This is a genomic window from Pedobacter immunditicola, from assembly GCF_037482985.1.
In the GTDB taxonomy this organism is placed as follows: Bacteria; Bacteroidota; Bacteroidia; order Sphingobacteriales; family Sphingobacteriaceae; genus Pedobacter; species Pedobacter immunditicola.
In genome coordinates this window covers 379,042-394,581 of record NZ_JBBHKC010000004.1, presented here as the reverse complement: position 1 = coordinate 394,581, position 15,540 = coordinate 379,042, and the positions used below count along the sequence as shown (strand labels likewise).

The following is a 15,540-nucleotide window of genomic DNA, read 5'->3' as shown; positions in this document are numbered from 1 at the left end:
ATCGCATCAACGGACAGGTAATTGGGGTGATGCTTACTAATCCTTAAAAAAATTAAACTAATTTCTCTTAATTTCGTTTTAAAATAAAAACTAAAGCTATGTTCGATAAATTAATGGCCGCACAACAAAAAGCGGAAGAAATAAAAAAGAGATTAGATACCATTTCAGTTTTCGGTGAAGTGGAAGGTGGTGCCATCAAAGTTACAGCTACAGCTAATAAAGTAATTACCGCCATTGAAATTGAGGAAGCGTTTTATAAACAAGCAGATAAGGAGGAGGTTGAAGAACTGCTGCTTACCGCAGTTAACAAGGCCCTTGTACAGGCAGATCAGGTGAGTGCGACGGAGATGCAATCGGCAACAAAAGACATGCTGGGTGGCTTGGGTGGAATGTTTGGCGCTTAATAGACGAAAATGAGATATACGTATTATGGACAATCCTGCTTCCTGCTGGAGGCAGGGGGGATCAGATTTTTGTTTGATCCTTTCATTACGCCAAATCCTTTGGCCGCACATATTGACATCAATACCATAAAGGCTGATTATATTCTGGTGAGTCATGGTCACGCTGATCATATCGCAGACCTGGTGCAGCTGGCGTCTTTAACCGGCGCTACGGTGATTGGTATGGTAGAAGTAATGGAATGGGCAGAAAAACAGGGCGTCGAAAACATCCATGCCATGAATTTCGGCAAGCATAAGTTTGATTTCGGAACGCTCAGATTGGTTACTGCTACACACTCAAGCTCTATGCCTGATGGCAGCTATGGAGGCAATCCGGCTGGTTTTGTATTGGAAACAGCAGGCAAGACCATTTATTTTGCCGGGGATACCTCTTTAAATGCAGACATGAAAATCCTGTCCGATTTGTATAAGCTGGATTATGCTATTCTGCCGATTGGTGGTAATTTTACTATGGATGTAGATGATGCCATCATTGCCACCAAGTATATCAATTGCAGCCAGGTTATTGGTGTACATTACGACACCTTCCCGGTGATTAAAATCGACAAGGAGGAGGCTATAGCCAAATTTAAAAGAGATCAGAAACAGTTGTTTTTACCTGCGATTGGCGAAACCATTGAATTGTAAAAGTGACGTTAATCCCGGAACACTGTTCCGGGATCGTTAAATTCAATTAATGTGCTTCCAGCCAGTTCTCGCCTTCGCCAATTTCAATTTCTATAGGCACCGTAGTTTTGATGGCTGTTTTCATCCGGTGCGCAATGATCTCCTTCATTTCTGCAACCTCTGTCCGCAATACATCAAACACCAGCTCATCATGTACCTGCATCGTCATTTTAGACTTTAAGCCCCTGCTTTGTATGTCACGATGAATATTGATCATCGCCACCTTGATTAAATCTGCAGCAGAGCCTTGTATCGGTGCATTAATAGCGTTTCGCTCTGCAAAACCTCTTACCGTCTGGTTAGCCGAATTAATATCGCGCAGATATCTTCTACGACCCATAATGGTTTCGACAAAGCCATTTTCACGGGCAAAGTTCATCGTATCTGTCATGTATCTTTTAATACCCGGATACTGTGTAAAATACTGCTCAATAATAGCCGCAGCCTCCTTACGTGGAATCCCCAAATTTTGAGATAAACCAAATGCCGATTGTCCGTAAATGATACCGAAGTTTACCGCTTTGGCATTTCGGCGCTGGTCTGAACTTACCTCTTCAATGGATAGCCCATACACTTTTGCCGCTGTGGCCGTATGGATATCGATCCCTTTACTGAAGGCTTCCAGCATATTTTCCTCTTTACTGATCTCCGCGATGATGCGCAGTTCTATCTGCGAATAATCTGCCGACAGCAATACATGATTTTCATCCCTTGGAATAAATGCTTTACGCACCTCCCTGCCCCTTTCTGTGCGGATAGGGATATTCTGAAGGTTAGGATTGTTAGAACTCAGCCTCCCGGTTGCAGCCACAGCCTGGTTAAAGCTGGTATGCACCCTTCCAGTCTTAGGGTTAACCAGCAAAGGCAGCGCATCAACATAAGTTGACTTCAGTTTCTGCAGCTGACGGAAATCGAGGATATCCTTTACCACATCGCTTTTTGAAGCCAGTGCCAACAGCACGTCCTCACCAGTTTGATACTGACCGGTTTTGGTTTTCTTGGCTTTAGGATCCAGCTGCAGCTTATCGAAAAGCACTTCGCCCAATTGTTTTGGTGACGATAGGTTGAAAGTAACCCCACATTTATCAAATACAGTCTGTTCAAACCTCCTGATGTCCGTTTCCAGCTCTTTGGAATAGTTCATCAGCGTTTCTACATCAATCTTCACCCCTTCTTTTTCAATATCTGCTAAAACATAGACCAATGGGTTTTCTACATCAACAGCAAGCTGGTGTGCATTCAGTTCTTTCAGCATCGGCTCAAATATATTGGCCAGCTGCAAAGTTACGTCTGCATCCTCCGCGGCATAGTCAACCACTTTTTCAATTTCCACATCCCGCATCGTGCCTTGGTTTTTACCTTTGGCACCAATTAAGGTGGTGATGGAAATAGGACGGTAGTTTAAATAGTTTTCTGATAGCAAATCCATGTTATGACGGGTATCCGGATCGATCAGGTAATGTGCCAGCATGGTGTCAAACAACCTGCCCTTCATGTGTACGCCGTACCATTTCATGACCAGGATATCATATTTTAGGTTCTGACCGGTTTTAGCGATGTGTTCATTCTCCAGCACAGGCCTGAATTCATCAACAACCCGCTGTGTTTCCTCCTGGTCTGCAGGCAATGGAATATAATAGCCGGAGCCCGGCTCCAGGCAAAAAGATAAACCAACCAGTTCAGCCAGGTTGGCATCAGTGCCCGTTGTTTCTGTATCAAAAGAAACGCTTTCCTGTTTCAGTAACAAAGCCAAAAGTTCCTGTCTTTTCTCAGCAGTATCTACCAATTGGTAGTCATGCTCCACATCAAGGATCGTTTTTGGGGCCGGCTGTTCAAACATGGAAGGTGGCGCCACAAATACCTTTGTTTTGCTTTCCACCTCTTCAACCACCTGGCCAAAAAGATCAGTTTGACGTGAGCCATTGACATCTGCACTGCCAACAGTAAAGTCTTCCCCAAATACACGCTTGCCCAGGGTCCTGAATTCCAGTTCAGCAAATAAAGGCTCCAATAATTCACGGTTTGGCTGTTCCAGGACCAAGGAATTTTCATCAAACTCCACAGGGACATCAAGGATGATGGTCGCCAGCTTTTTAGAAACTATCCCTTGTTCGGCATACATTTCAACATTCTCGCGCTGCTTGCCCTTCAACTCATGTGAATTGGCAATTATATTTTCTACAGAACCATATTGTTTAATCAGGAGCTTAGCGGTTTTCTCTCCAATACCAGGTATGCCTGGAATATTGTCGACCGCATCACCCCAGAGACCTAAAATATCAATCACTTGTTTAACATCTTCGATCTCCCATTTGGTCAATACTTCCTGAACACCAATAATTTCCATCCCGTTACCCATCCTGGCAGGCTTGTAAACATAAATGTTCTCAGAAACCAGTTGCGCAAAATCCTTATCAGGCGTCATGCAAAACACGGTAAAACCTTGTCGCTCGGCCTCCTTGGCCATCGTACCGATGATGTCATCGGCCTCGAAACCATCTTTGGTAATCACCGGGATATTAAACCCTTCAATCAACTTAAAAACATAAGGCAAAGCTGCAACCAGGTCCTCTGGCATCGCCTGGCGATGTGCCTTGTAAGCTTCGAAATCTGTATGTCGTTCGGTAGGTGCGTCCGTATCAAAAACCACCGCAATATGTGTGGGGTTTTCTTTGCGCAGCACCTCCATTAAAGTATTTGCAAAACCCATGACGGCAGAAGTGTTTATACCCGTAGAGGTAAACCTTGGGCTCTTACTTAACGCAAAATGTGCCCTATAGATGAGCGCCATGCCATCAAGGAGGAAAAGTTTCTTATTCATTTTATTGATTATCAATCCACAAAAACCTGTTCAAAGCACAGGTTGTTCATCAAAGTTAGTAATAGCGATTAAAACTGACCTTATTATCTTTATTTTTGTTCAGATAACAAATTTAGTAAAAACTACGTTAGCCTAATTACCATGAAGTTATACTTAAAAGTCCTGTTGTTTGTTTTTCTGTTGTTACCGGTTATCACAGTTTTCGCACAAGATGCCGTCATTATAGCGGATGGAAATTTTGTAAGAGGAACTGTTCAGGGCACCGATTTTGAGACCGTTCGACTGGTGAAGGATGACAAAACTGTTGCCGACTATAAAGCGAAAGATATCAAGGAATTTCTTTGGAACGGGGATACCTATGTGAGCAAACCTGTGGTGGTAAAGAAAAAAATGGAGCATCGTTTTTTCAAAGTCGAAGAGCTGGGTGCTGTTAACCTTTACTCCATGGGCAACACTTCTGTGGAAGAAGCTCCTGAAAAACGGGTAAGGGTGAGGCCATCCATTGGTGTCGGATTAGGATCTGGTGGTTATGGCGGTGTTGGCTTTGGCGGTGGCATTTCTATTGGTGGAGGCGGTGGCCGACGTGATGGCGGCAAGACCGGAAAGAACCGTCGTGCGGTGTATTACATCGAAAAATTAGGTGCCGGCCCGCTGCAGGCTATCCCACTGGATGGGAACTCGGAAGGTAAAACCGAGCAGGTAAAGACAATCTTACTGCAGAAGTTAACCAACGATGAAGATCTTGCCGAAAGGATTAAAGCGACAGAAAGCTTCGATGCAAAAAGTGTTCAGGCCTTTGTGAGCGCCTATAACGCCATGCGCGAGTAATTTTTCTGCAGCTGAAACGGCAGGCTTACCTGCAGCTGCAATCGATGAAATGATCGTTTACCATTCCCGTTGCCTGCATGTGTGCATAGCAAATGGTGGTTCCAAAAAACTTGAAGCCTCTTTTCTTCATCTCCTTGGCGATGGCATCAGACAATTCTGTGCGCGCAGGAATATCAGAAGGGCCAGTGACCTGGTTTAAAATCGGCTTTTTACCCGGCAGAAACCCCCACATATAATTTGCAAAAGATCCAAACTCCTGTTGCAGGTCAATAAAAAGTTTGGCGTTGCTGATGGCAGCCTTCACTTTTAACTTGTTCCTGATGATCCCCGGGTCATTCATTAAACGCTCTTCATCCGCTGCTGTGAAAGCGGCAACCTTTTGCACATCAAAATCAGCAAAAGCTTTGCGGTAACCTTCGCGCCGCCGCAGGATAGTGATCCAGCTTAAGCCCGCCTGGGCACCTTCAAGAATTAAAAACTCAAACAATACCTTATCATCATAAACCGGCTTACCCCATTCTTCATCATGGTATTTAACGTATAAAGGATCGGTTCCACACCAGGAACAACGTTTAATTTCTGTATCCATTAGGCCAGGTTTAATTCATCCCAATATTCAACAGCGCGGCGATAGTGAGGGATCAAGATAGAACCACCTACAGTCTCCATGATCCTATCGTTCATCTTCGTGCGATAGTCATTAAATTCTTCTACTAGTTTTCCCATTTTATAAGTTGATATATTTATAATTTACGAGTATGGAAACATCCGTTTGCTAAAGTTCGGTTAAAGGATCCCAGAAATGAGTTTTAAAGTTCTGTACTTTATCATTTTTCACCTTTATTCCCTCTTTTTCCAAAAGCTCCACCATGAGTTCAGGCGGATTGAAATGAAATTTGCCTGTCAGCAACCCACTGCTGTTCACCACCCGGTGTGCCGGCAAAGGCGGATGAACCGTACCCGCATAACGCATAGCATAACCGACCATCCGGGAGGAACCTCCCGCACCCAGGCTTTTTGCAATAGCGCCATACGAAGTAACCCTACCCTTTGGGATCAGTTTAACCACTTCATACACTTGCTCGTAAAAGGTCTGTTCCATAATTTGGCTTGCTTGAACTTAAGATAGCTTTATCACCTCTAAAAACAAATTATATACTGATGAAAAACAATTATTATACCAATGAAAACTGGATATAATTGATGTTTTTATCATGCTTCAGGTAAATCCTTTCATAATGGGTTTTGATCTTCAGCACCTCATCATAATATTCAGAAAGGTAAAGATGAGCTGTTTTCTTATGACAAGTTAAGCCTAATTCTTCTACTATTTCAACCGTATAATTATAAAGGCCATCATTATCGGTTTTTAAATTGATCCTGGCGCCAGGTTTTAAAAAGCCTTTGTATCTATCCAAAAATCCGGGGAAGGTTAAGCGTTTCTTTTCCCTGCTGTCTTGTGGCTGCGGGTCGGGAAAAGTAATCCAGATTTCATCCACTTCGTTTTCGCCAAAGTAGTCTACTATATCTTCAATCTGTATCCTTAAAAAAGCAAGGTTAGTAATGCCCTCATCAACCCCTGTGCGCGCCCCACGCCAGATACGGTTTCCCTTAAGGTCGATGCCGATAAAGTTTTTTTCCGGAAACATCCTGGCTAAGCCAACAGAATACTCTCCTTTACCACAAGCAAGCTCCAATACTACCGGATGATCATTCTTAAAATGCTGCTGTGCCCATTTTCCGCGGAGTGGCTTTCCTTCTTCCAATTGATAGACGTTAGAAAAAGTATCTATTTCCGCAAACTTTCTTAATTTGTCCTTACCCACTATTTGTTATTTTTTTTGGCAAAAATACAATTAAATATGTTGATAGATAGGTTCGTTTCTAATTCGTACTTTTGTTTACAAAAAATATATACATTGGAAAAACATTCAAAAATTTACGTGGCTGGTCACCGGGGTATGGTGGGCTCGGCAATCTATCGCAAGTTACAACAGCAAGGTTATACCAACCTGGTTACCAAAACATCTTCGGAACTGGATTTACGTGATCAATATGCAGTTACTTCCTTTTTTGAAGCCGAAAAACCGGAATATGTATTTCTGGCAGCAGCTAAAGTTGGGGGCATCATTGCAAACAATACTTACCGTGCCGATTTCTTGTATGAAAACCTTTGTATACAAAATAATGTGATCCACCAGGCTTATGTCCATGGTGTTAAAAAACTGATGTTTCTGGGCTCCAGCTGCATTTATCCGAAGTTAGCGCCGCAGCCTTTGAAAGAAGAATACCTGTTGACTGGCCTACTGGAAGAAACAAATGAGCCTTACGCCATCGCCAAAATTGCCGGCATCAAAATGTGCGATGCTTACCGTGCACAATATAACTGTAATTTTGTTTCGGTGATGCCGACCAATTTATACGGTTACAATGATAACTACCACCCTCAAAACTCCCATGTACTGCCTGCACTGATCCGTAAATTTCATGAGGCGAAAGTTAATGGCGATAAGGAAGTGACCATCTGGGGATCAGGGTCACCCATGCGCGAGTTTTTATTTGCAGATGACCTGGCGGATGCCTGTTATTACCTGATGGAGAATTACGATGAAGATAACCTGATCAATATTGGTACCGGTGAAGATTTAACCATCAAAGACCTGGCCTTACTGATCAAAAAGGTGATTGGATTTGAAGGGGAATTAACGTTCGACAGCAGTAAGCCGGATGGAACGCCCCGTAAGTTAATGGACGTTTCAAAACTGCACAGCCTTGGCTGGAAGCACAAGGTAGACCTGGAAACTGGAATCAACCTTGCTTATCAGGATTTTTTAGCTAAAAATTAAATACAATTATGACGCTGGTTCAACTGGAATACATTGTAGCTGTAGACACTTACCGGAGCTTTGTTGGGGCGGCAGAAAAATGTTTCGTTACCCAACCTACTTTGAGTATGCAGGTGCAAAAACTCGAAGAAATGCTGAATGTTAAGATTTTTGACCGCAGCAGGCAACCTGTAACCCCTACAGAAATTGGTTCGCAAATTATTGAGCAGGCCAGAATTGTACTCCAGGAAAGTCATAAAGTAAAAGAAATTATCAATAGTCAGCAGCAGGATATTTCCGGCGAACTTAAGGTCGGAATTATCCCTACCCTGGCCCCCTACCTTTTACCGCAAGTCATTGCCACGATGATGGAAAAGTACCCCGGATTGAAGCTCCTGATCTGGGAATATACCACTGAGGATATCATTCACCACCTTAAAACCGGCGTGTTGGATTGCGGCTTACTGGCCACACCCCTCGTGGAGGAATCGATTATCGAGGACCCGCTGTTTTATGAGAACTTTGTAACCTATATCAGCAAAAACAGCAAACTTTACAAAAAGAAAGCCATAGATCCAGAAGACCTGGAATCAGAAAACATCTGGCTGTTAAACGAGCGGCATTGTATGCGTTCGCAGGTGCTCAATATTTGCAGGACTACACAAGAAAACAGGCTTCAGGGACTTACTTATAATACCGGAAGCGTAGAGACGCTGATTAAAATGGTTGACATCAACAATGGGGCTACCATTATTCCGGAACTGGCACTGGCAGAGCTGAGCAACAAGCAGCTCAGCAAAATCAGGCCATTTAAAACCCCCGAACCCGTTCGTGAAATCAGCCTGGTGACACATAAGAATTTCATCAAGAAAAGAATGCTGAACGCTTTTAAGGAAGAAATAATGGAGGTCGTTCCCAAAACCATGAAACACAAAAAGAAAAAAGACGTTATCGGAATCTAAGGTAACCGGGTTTGCTGCATAGGGATATAGATTTACTGCATTAATACCTGATTTTTTACTTTAGGCTTTGAGTTAAATTATTATCTTGCTTCTAAATTTATTTAGATCATGCGCATTTTTAACACCAAGCCCATTACCGGAAGCAGCTTAAAAATTAACATTTACGCTGCTATCGTGGTATTTCTTGCTTATACCATGATCTTCGGCTTTCGTAAATCTTTCACGGTGGCGACGTTCGACGGGATAATGGTCGCCGGTTACAGCTATAAGACCATCCTGGTAATAGCTCAGGTGTTGGGTTATATGCTGGCGAAATTCTACGGCGTAAAGTATATTTCTGAACTCAAACGAACAGGCAGAGGTGCTATCATCCTCGTTTTAACGGGTATTTCCTGGCTAAGCTGGCTGTTTTTTGCGCTGGTTCCTGCTCCCTACAATATTATCTTCCTTTTTGTCAATGGCTTCCCTCTTGGGATGTTATGGGGCGTGGTGTTCTCTTATATTGAAGGCCGCCGGGGCACTGATTTTATTGGCGCTGCCCTGGCTGTAAGCTTTATTTTTGCCTCAGGCTTCGTTCGTTCTGCAGGCGGATGGTTGATGCTGGAGTTCCAGCTATCGGAGTTTTGGGTGCCCTTTTATACCGGACTTCTATTCGCTGTTCCACTGCTGCTGTTTGTATACCTGATGGAGAAAATACCGATGCCTTCTGCACAGGATATTGCTGAACGGATGGAACGTACGCCAATGAATGCTGAACAGCGCAACGCTTTCATTAAAAGGTTCCTGCCTGGCCTTGCCGCCTGTATCTTGATTTATGTTTTTGCCACAATTTTCCGGGACATCCGGGATAATTTCGGCGCAGAGATGTGGAAGGAAATGGGCTACTTTGATCAGCCTGCGATATTCACAAAAACAGAAACACCTATTACGCTCATCATCCTTGTACTGATCGGCAGCATGGTGATGATCCGCAATAGCTTTAAGGCATTGATGCTCGCACATGTTTTCATTGGCCTTGGGTTCTTACTGGCAGGATTTTCTACTTTGGGTTATGTAACCGGCAATTTATCACCTTTATGGTGGATGACTACCGTTGGCCTGGGCTTATACATGGTTTATATCCCTTTCAACGCCGTATTTTTCGAAAGGCTAATTGCGACCTTCAAATATGCAGGTAACGTGGGCTTCCTGATCTACCTTGCAGATTCTTTCGGTTACATCGGCAGCGTGGGTGTACTGCTTTCTAAAGAAATATTTAAGGTACAACTGAACTGGGTGACTTTCTTCTCCAATAGTGTAATCGCGCTGTCGGTTATTGGCCTGCTGTTAACGGTGTTTTCTGCACTCTATTTCAGACTGAAACACAAACAGCAAGATGTCAAGCTGGCAACACCTTTTGATGCTGTGGTTACACATAGAAATTAATAAGTCAGGCCTTCGCCGAAACGGAATAAGGCATAACCCTCCGGTTCCATATGTCCTGGAAGGTCTTCTTTATTGGTTTCAACCACTTTCGCATTCACAGGCGTTGTAATAGGCATTTTACCACCAGGCTTGAACTTGCCTGTCACTACATCCAGCAAGGCCTCCGGGTCAACACCAAAAGTAGCCAACACCCCAAGGAAACGCCCCTTTGTTTGATCATTGTAGATTTCATCAATAACGAAAGGGTTGGAGTAATTAACCACCAGGACAGTAGGTTTTTTAGCCGTGAGTGAGTTGACATAGTTAACATCCACCGCACAATGAGAAAGGTCTACCCGCAATGGAGAATCATCTGCAGGGAATAAAGGACGCATGGCAGGTTTTAACCATAACAGGATGACATCTGCTTCCTCAGGTGTAGCAACAAAGGTCAGGTTCTCGTAAGTTTTGGAATATACGCTTCCTGCTCCTGGTTTAGCGTTTTTATAGGGTTTTTGATAATCTTCGAAATATACCTTGGTTTTAGCAGCTAAAGGCAATCTCTTCTGTTCGTTGCGCAAGAGAACGATTGACTTCCGCTGCGCCTCCTTACCGGCATCTACAAACTCCGCTTTGCCCACGGTTTCTATTGCTTTTGCTTCATCAACATAGGGATTCTCAAATAGGCCAAGTCTAAAAAGCTCCTGCAACAGCAACAGCACCGATTCATCTACATAAGTCATCACTTTAGGATGCGCCTTTATCGCGGCGATCAGCTGGGTTGGATCTGCATTACCTGCAAACATGTTTGAGCCTGCTTCTAAAGCCTTCACATAACGCTGTTCAATAGTAAGCTGATCTACACCCCACGGCATGGATTCGATCGGCCCGGTATCAGAGTTGATGATCCCTTTAAAGCCTAGTTCCTTACGTAACAAATCCCTTAAGATGCCCTTGTTGTAAGCATAGGCTACTTCTTCATACTTGGTATCCTTAGGTAAGGAATAGTAAGGCATGATGGAAGAAGTTCCGGCTTTAATGGCTGCTTTAAATGGCAATAAATTAGCTTCAAATTGGCCCCCAGGGAACACCGCATTACGTCCATAAGTATAGTGAGGATCAAAACCTTTATAGGTAGCACCTCCACCGGGGAAATGTTTGGTTGTCAGCGCAACAGACCGGTTGTTCAAGGTATCACCCTGGAAACCCCATGTAATGGCCGCTATAGTCTGCGCAGCTAAAGCAGGATCTTCTCCAAAAGTACCTTAACCCCGCTGCCACCGCGGTTCGGTAAGCAGATCGGCCATACACATATAGCCTTTTCTGATTCCTGTAGCCAGCCATTCTTGTCGGGCCATATCAGCAAACTTATGAACCATGGCAGAATCACGCATGGCTGCTAAACCGATCTCAGAAGGCCATTTCGCAAAGCCTACAGAAGCAGAAGCTGTTGCACCCATGCCACCGCCAGAGAGATGATTACGAGGATTAGAAGCAAATATGACCGGGATACCAAGGCTATCGCTCTCTGCAAGGGCCTGAACCTTGTTTGCCCAGGCAGCCATGGTATCGGCAGGTGCTGTAGTCGTACGCCAGATAAAATGACGCAATTTATTTTTCAATACCCCTTTGGTCGTTCCTACGGCGCTCAAAACGGGGTAAGGAAGCTTTTCGCCGGTAAACTGGTTTTTATCTGCCAAAACATCTTTCTCATTGAATGCACTGTTAATCGGTTCAGTTTGTCCGGATGCTTCCAGCATAAACGCTTCGTTGAACATCCGCATATCTGCAATAAGCATCATACCCACCTTCTCTTCCAAAGACATTTTACCCAGCAAATCCTTACTTCTTTCCGTAGGCGTTAAACGCCAGTCCTCATAACGATCCAGGTTACCATTTTTGTTAAGGTCTTTGAATTTAAGGCCTTCTGCCTCGATAATTTTGACAGAACGGCTACCTAAATCGGGTTGGGAATTTTCTGGCTTTTTTTCCATGTTGCAGGAAATTAAGGCAACACAGCTGATGCCAAGGAAGTAAAGTTTGTTCATGGGTTATGGTACTTAATAAAGTATACCGGTTTATACCAGGAATTGTTTAGCCTTTGGCTATTTCACGTATTTTATGCAAGTATCCATAAACCAGAAGAACAGTGCTCGTATTACTTTTGATTGATGGGTGTTTCTATGATTAAAAACTCGGTTTCCTTCATACACGTAATGGAAATCCGGTCTGCTTCCCAGATGCCGATCGCATCCCTTTTTTGTAACAGGGCATCATTAATTTCAATGGCACCATCGATGACAAAAATAAAAAGGCATTTATTAATGGAATTAAGTTCGTAGGGAACCTCTGCTCTTGCATCAAAGTAACCTAGCGTTAGTTTCGTGTTTTGATTGATCCAGCAATGCGCCGGGCCTTCTTCACCAGAAACTATCGTTTGGAGCTTATTCTTTCTGGATGCACGGGGAAAACTTCGTTGCTGGTAACGGGGCGTTATATTTTGTAATTTGGGTTGTATCCAAACTTGCAAAAAGTTGACCTCCCCCTCCCCGATATTATATTCTTCATGGCGCAATCCCGAACCGGCACTCATGATTTGTACCCCACCTTCTTGAACGGTTGTGCTGTAACCCAAGGTGTCTATATGATTCATTTTACCCTGCAGCATGATGGAGATTATTTCCATATTGGCATGAGGGTGTATGCCAAAGCCTTTCCCAGGCTCCACATAATCGTCATTAAAAGCAACCAATGTTCCGAAACTACTCAGGTTGGGTTGATAGTAATCGCCAAAACTGAAAACAAAATTGCTTTTGAGCCAGCCTATATCTTTTAGTCCTCTTTCTGATGCCGGGAAATGCTGTACTTGCATAATATTAGGGTAACTAGGGTATCGTTATAAAAATAGATTTTCTCTTTTCCGGCTCAAGATTTCGTGTCTTGTGCCCTTTTCCGGTGGTATCCTCTAACAAAAGAACTTCGCCTGTCTGGAATTGTCTTTTCTCACCCAGGGAAGTTTCAATTTCTATGCCACCGTCAATAAGTACAAGGTATTGATTTTGCGGTGCATTATGGAAATCATAGTCATACGACGGACTGTTTTCACGAAAAATAAGGGACGCAACCGGCAGACCTTCTGATAATTTACCAATCTCCCCTGCATCGTTCATGGGAATGGAAAGATCTTCAAACCTTGAATCGCCATTACTGTCGGTATAAATTCTTGTAAGTGGGAACATAATTTAATGATTAAAGTTGTGGGTTAAATATCAATTGATTAGCGATGTCAATTTCATCCTGACTAATGGTATGGCCCATATTGTCATAAACTTTTTCAGTGACGTCAGCATTCATCCCTTTAAGGAATTTCGTGGAAGCATACACCCTTTCAACTGGCACATGCATATCCGGGTTACTTGTACCTATAAAGACTGGTGTTCCGGCGAAGTCCCCGGTATAATTCTCCGTATAAATTTGATCTCCAATTAAACCGCCGGTAAAAGCTGTAACGCCGCCATATCTTGCTGCGTTCCTGGTAACAAATTCCAAGGTTAAACAAGCACCTTGTGAAAAACCCAGAAAGTAAATGTTTTCTTTAGCAATACCTTCGGCAGTCACATCATCTACAATTTCTTTTATTACGGCCAATGCAGAAGAAAGCCATGGCTCATTTTCTGTAGGGGGCGCCATAAAAGAATAGGGATACCAGGAGCTGTTTGTAGCCTGTGGGGCCAGCAAGGCAAAGTCTTTTACCTCGAAATGCGGTGAAATAGAAAGTATGTCTTCCGCACTGCCACCACGGCCATGGATCATGATTAAAACCTTGTTCGCCTGTTTTAAATTCTTTCCTGCTGTTACTATTTTCTTACTGTGTTTATTTTCCATGTTCATCTTTTAAAATTATTTGTGGGCATGTCCTTTCATGCTTAGTTACGGCTTTTCACCGATGACTATGTTATCGATTGAAGGCAAAATTCTTTCAATTTCAACACGATCCGATTCATATTGTTTCGGCAATTGAAGGCGTGTGCCCAATTCACTTACCGCCTCGTCTTTGGTAAATCCCGGATTATCAGTCGCAAGTTCAAACAATACACCACCTGGTTCACGGAAGTATAAGGAATAAAAGTAATCACGGTCAATTTTTGGCGTAATGTTTAAACCTCTGCTCAAAATCTTCTCCCGGTATTCCATTAATATCTTATCATCTTTAACCCTGAATGCTACGTGATGATTAGTCCCCGCGGCATTGTAACCTGGTGCTGCAGTAGGTTTTTCCAGAATATCTACGATAGCACTGGTTTCTATCGCGTCGGTTTTGAAACGATAGCTGTTACCATCTTGTTTCAGCAGTTGATAACCCAAAACATCAGTTAATATCTCGGCGGTCGCTTCACTATTCCTTAAGGTAAGGGTAATGTTATGAAAACCTTTTGTAGCAACATCTGCTTTTACTTCATCGGTTTCCCAAGCATTTCTATGATCTGCCGTATTTGAAACAATCAGGTCAATGTTCAACCCATCAGGATCCTGGAAAGAAAGGTATTGTTCGCCAAATTTCTCTTTAATTTCATCATGTCTCACCTTGTATTGCTTCAGCCTGTCTGCCCAGAATTGAAGACTGCCCGTTGGTACTGAATAACCTATATCCGTTGCCATGCCTACACCCGTACGGCCCTGCCCAATTCCCTCCCAGGGAAAAAAAGTAAGAATGGTTCCGGGAGTGCCAATTTCATCACCAAAATAAAAGTGATAGGTGCCCGGATCATCAAAGTTGACGGTTTTTTTGACCATCCTTAAGCCTAGAACCTTTGTGTAAAACTCATAATTGCGCTTCGCATTATTTGCAATGGCCGTAATGTGATGCAGGCCTAATATTTTATTTTCCATAATATATGATTGTACTTGTTTGATAAAAATTTGTCGCTAATTGTTAGATTTTAGCGAGTTGTTGTCGTTAGCGAAATGGCTAAATTTTATGCTATTTTAAGGAGCTGGACATCACAAAGAACAGTGACCTCATCAGACAATAACACCCCGGATTTGTCAAAATATTGATTCCAGGATAGGTCAAAGTCTTTCCGGTTTAACCCTATATCCATTTCAAAACCCGCTTTAACATTACCCATGGGATCATTGGTGAAACCTAAATAAGCCGCATTGAAGCTGATTGTTGTCCTGATTGCTTTAATGCCCAGTTGCCCGGTCACCTCCACTGTAGCATCCTTTTTATGGATAGCGCTTGAATTAAAAGATATGATCGGGAATTTCTTTGCATCGAAAAAATCGGCAGAGCGTAAATGACTGTCTCTTTCTTCGTTACCTGTAATAAGGGAATTTGTATATATCGTTAATTGTATCCGAGTGGGGTTGAATTGATCATCCGTCATCACTATACCTTCAAATTCCTGGAACCATCCTGAAATTGAGGTAAGCATAAGGTATTTTGTTCTAAAACCGATCTTGGTGTGCACTGGATCGATGTACCAAATTGTTTCTTTTTGTTGTTTTACCATAACCTTTAATTAACAATACAAAAGTAGGTGTTACAGGAAAGGCAACCGATGGAC

17 protein-coding genes and 1 pseudogene are annotated in these 15,540 nt (G+C 43.0%); 6 read left to right on the top strand and 12 right to left on the bottom strand.

Annotated elements, in window-relative coordinates:
- Positions 1–98: 98 nt before the first annotated feature.
- Positions 99–404 (top strand): YbaB/EbfC family nucleoid-associated protein, encoded by a 306-nt coding sequence (locus WG905_RS09175; protein ID WP_339591417.1) that lies wholly within the window; start codon positions 99–101, stop codon positions 402–404.
- 9 nt (positions 405–413) lie between these two features.
- Entirely contained in the window at positions 414–1,091 is a 678-nt protein-coding gene (locus tag WG905_RS09170; RefSeq protein WP_339591416.1) for a metal-dependent hydrolase, read from the top strand.
- 46 nt (positions 1,092–1,137) lie between these two features.
- Here the strand turns inward: WG905_RS09170 and polA are convergent, their stop codons facing one another.
- Positions 1,138–3,951, bottom strand: a complete 2,814-nt coding sequence (gene polA / locus WG905_RS09165) for a DNA polymerase I (RefSeq protein ID WP_339591415.1) — start codon at positions 3,949–3,951, stop codon at positions 1,138–1,140.
- Positions 3,952–4,092: 141 nt separating this feature from the next.
- Between polA and WG905_RS09160 the strand changes: the two genes are divergently transcribed.
- Positions 4,093–4,779 carry a hypothetical protein gene (locus WG905_RS09160; RefSeq protein WP_339591414.1) on the top strand — a complete coding sequence of 229 codons (687 nt, stop codon included), beginning with the start codon at positions 4,093–4,095 and terminating at the stop codon, positions 4,777–4,779.
- 25 nt (positions 4,780–4,804) lie between these two features.
- Here the strand turns inward: WG905_RS09160 and WG905_RS09155 are convergent, their stop codons facing one another.
- The 4 genes from WG905_RS09155 to trmB all read right to left on the bottom strand — a co-directional run bounded on the left by WG905_RS09155 (position 4,805) and on the right by trmB (position 6,605).
- A complete protein-coding gene (locus WG905_RS09155) occupies positions 4,805–5,368 on the bottom strand; it encodes a DNA-3-methyladenine glycosylase I (protein ID WP_339591413.1) in 564 nt (187 codons plus the stop codon).
- On the bottom strand, positions 5,368–5,505 hold the full coding sequence (locus tag WG905_RS09150; protein WP_339591412.1) for a hypothetical protein: 138 nt from the start codon (positions 5,503–5,505) through the stop codon (positions 5,368–5,370). The genes WG905_RS09155 and WG905_RS09150 overlap by 1 nt, the downstream gene beginning before the upstream one ends.
- Before the next feature lie 49 nt (positions 5,506–5,554).
- Positions 5,555–5,881, bottom strand: coding sequence for an MGMT family protein (locus WG905_RS09145; protein WP_339591411.1), 327 nt, complete (start codon positions 5,879–5,881; stop codon positions 5,555–5,557).
- Between the two features lie 73 nt (positions 5,882–5,954).
- Complete coding sequence (gene trmB, locus WG905_RS09140; protein ID WP_339591410.1) at positions 5,955–6,605, bottom strand: tRNA (guanosine(46)-N7)-methyltransferase TrmB; 651 nt, start codon at positions 6,603–6,605, stop codon at positions 5,955–5,957.
- A 93-nt stretch (positions 6,606–6,698) separates the two neighbouring features.
- Between trmB and fcl the strand changes: the two genes are divergently transcribed.
- The 3 genes from fcl to WG905_RS09125 all read left to right on the top strand — a co-directional run bounded on the left by fcl (position 6,699) and on the right by WG905_RS09125 (position 9,991).
- Complete coding sequence (fcl, locus tag WG905_RS09135; protein WP_339591409.1) at positions 6,699–7,625, top strand: GDP-L-fucose synthase; 927 nt, start codon at positions 6,699–6,701, stop codon at positions 7,623–7,625.
- 8 nt (positions 7,626–7,633) lie between these two features.
- Complete coding sequence (locus WG905_RS09130) at positions 7,634–8,566, top strand: hydrogen peroxide-inducible genes activator (protein ID WP_339591408.1); 933 nt, start codon at positions 7,634–7,636, stop codon at positions 8,564–8,566.
- A gap of 108 nt (positions 8,567–8,674) precedes the next feature.
- Positions 8,675–9,991 (top strand): DUF5690 family protein, encoded by a 1,317-nt coding sequence (locus WG905_RS09125; RefSeq protein WP_339591407.1) that lies wholly within the window; start codon positions 8,675–8,677, stop codon positions 9,989–9,991.
- Here WG905_RS09125 and WG905_RS09120 read toward each other — a convergent pair.
- From WG905_RS09120 to WG905_RS09090, 7 genes and pseudogenes are all read right to left on the bottom strand, one after another.
- Positions 9,988–11,220, bottom strand: a pseudogene (locus tag WG905_RS09120) (glycoside hydrolase family 3 N-terminal domain-containing protein); the annotation flags it as partial. The gene WG905_RS09125 and the pseudogene WG905_RS09120 sit on opposite strands and share 4 nt — an antisense overlap.
- A gap of 15 nt (positions 11,221–11,235) precedes the next feature.
- Positions 11,236–12,018, bottom strand: a complete 783-nt coding sequence (locus WG905_RS09115) for a glycoside hydrolase family 3 protein (protein ID WP_339591406.1) — start codon at positions 12,016–12,018, stop codon at positions 11,236–11,238.
- 110 nt (positions 12,019–12,128) lie between these two features.
- The gene (locus WG905_RS09110; protein WP_339591405.1) at positions 12,129–12,842 is read right to left on the bottom strand and encodes a pirin family protein; all 714 of its coding nucleotides are present in this window, start codon (positions 12,840–12,842) and stop codon (positions 12,129–12,131) included.
- A 13-nt stretch (positions 12,843–12,855) separates the two neighbouring features.
- Positions 12,856–13,209: a cupin domain-containing protein gene (locus WG905_RS09105; RefSeq protein ID WP_339591404.1), complete on the bottom strand. Its 354-nt coding sequence runs from the start codon at positions 13,207–13,209 to the stop codon at positions 12,856–12,858.
- A gap of 10 nt (positions 13,210–13,219) precedes the next feature.
- Positions 13,220–13,855, bottom strand: coding sequence for an alpha/beta hydrolase (locus tag WG905_RS09100; protein ID WP_339591403.1), 636 nt, complete (start codon positions 13,853–13,855; stop codon positions 13,220–13,222).
- Positions 13,856–13,900: 45 nt separating this feature from the next.
- A complete protein-coding gene (locus WG905_RS09095) occupies positions 13,901–14,860 on the bottom strand; it encodes a ring-cleaving dioxygenase (protein ID WP_339591402.1) in 960 nt (319 codons plus the stop codon).
- An 86-nt stretch (positions 14,861–14,946) separates the two neighbouring features.
- Positions 14,947–15,486 carry a YceI family protein gene (locus WG905_RS09090; RefSeq protein ID WP_339591401.1) on the bottom strand — a complete coding sequence of 180 codons (540 nt, stop codon included), beginning with the start codon at positions 15,484–15,486 and terminating at the stop codon, positions 14,947–14,949.
- Positions 15,487–15,540 lie beyond the last annotated feature (54 nt).

Bases quoted from the DNA above. Each gene is read 5' to 3' on its own strand.
- WG905_RS09175 (WP_339591417.1), top strand. From the start codon at position 99: ATGTTCGATAAATTAATGGCCGCACAACAAAAAGCGGAAGAAATAAAA.
- WG905_RS09170 (WP_339591416.1), top strand. From the start codon at position 414: ATGAGATATACGTATTATGGACAATCCTGCTTCCTGCTGGAGGCAGGG.
- polA (WP_339591415.1), bottom strand. From the start codon at position 3,951: ATGAATAAGAAACTTTTCCTCCTTGATGGCATGGCGCTCATCTATAGG.
- WG905_RS09160 (WP_339591414.1), top strand. From the start codon at position 4,093: ATGAAGTTATACTTAAAAGTCCTGTTGTTTGTTTTTCTGTTGTTACCG.
- WG905_RS09155 (WP_339591413.1), bottom strand. From the start codon at position 5,368: ATGGATACAGAAATTAAACGTTGTTCCTGGTGTGGAACCGATCCTTTA.
- WG905_RS09150 (WP_339591412.1), bottom strand. From the start codon at position 5,505: ATGGGAAAACTAGTAGAAGAATTTAATGACTATCGCACGAAGATGAAC.
- WG905_RS09145 (WP_339591411.1), bottom strand. From the start codon at position 5,881: ATGGAACAGACCTTTTACGAGCAAGTGTATGAAGTGGTTAAACTGATC.
- WG905_RS09130 (WP_339591408.1), top strand. From the start codon at position 7,634: ATGACGCTGGTTCAACTGGAATACATTGTAGCTGTAGACACTTACCGG.
- WG905_RS09125 (WP_339591407.1), top strand. From the start codon at position 8,675: ATGCGCATTTTTAACACCAAGCCCATTACCGGAAGCAGCTTAAAAATT.
- WG905_RS09115 (WP_339591406.1), bottom strand. From the start codon at position 12,018: ATGAACAAACTTTACTTCCTTGGCATCAGCTGTGTTGCCTTAATTTCC.
- WG905_RS09110 (WP_339591405.1), bottom strand. From the start codon at position 12,842: ATGCAAGTACAGCATTTCCCGGCATCAGAAAGAGGACTAAAAGATATA.
- WG905_RS09105 (WP_339591404.1), bottom strand. From the start codon at position 13,209: ATGTTCCCACTTACAAGAATTTATACCGACAGTAATGGCGATTCAAGG.
- WG905_RS09100 (WP_339591403.1), bottom strand. From the start codon at position 13,855: ATGGAAAATAAACACAGTAAGAAAATAGTAACAGCAGGAAAGAATTTA.
- WG905_RS09095 (WP_339591402.1), bottom strand. From the start codon at position 14,860: ATGGAAAATAAAATATTAGGCCTGCATCACATTACGGCCATTGCAAAT.
- WG905_RS09090 (WP_339591401.1), bottom strand. From the start codon at position 15,486: ATGGTAAAACAACAAAAAGAAACAATTTGGTACATCGATCCAGTGCAC.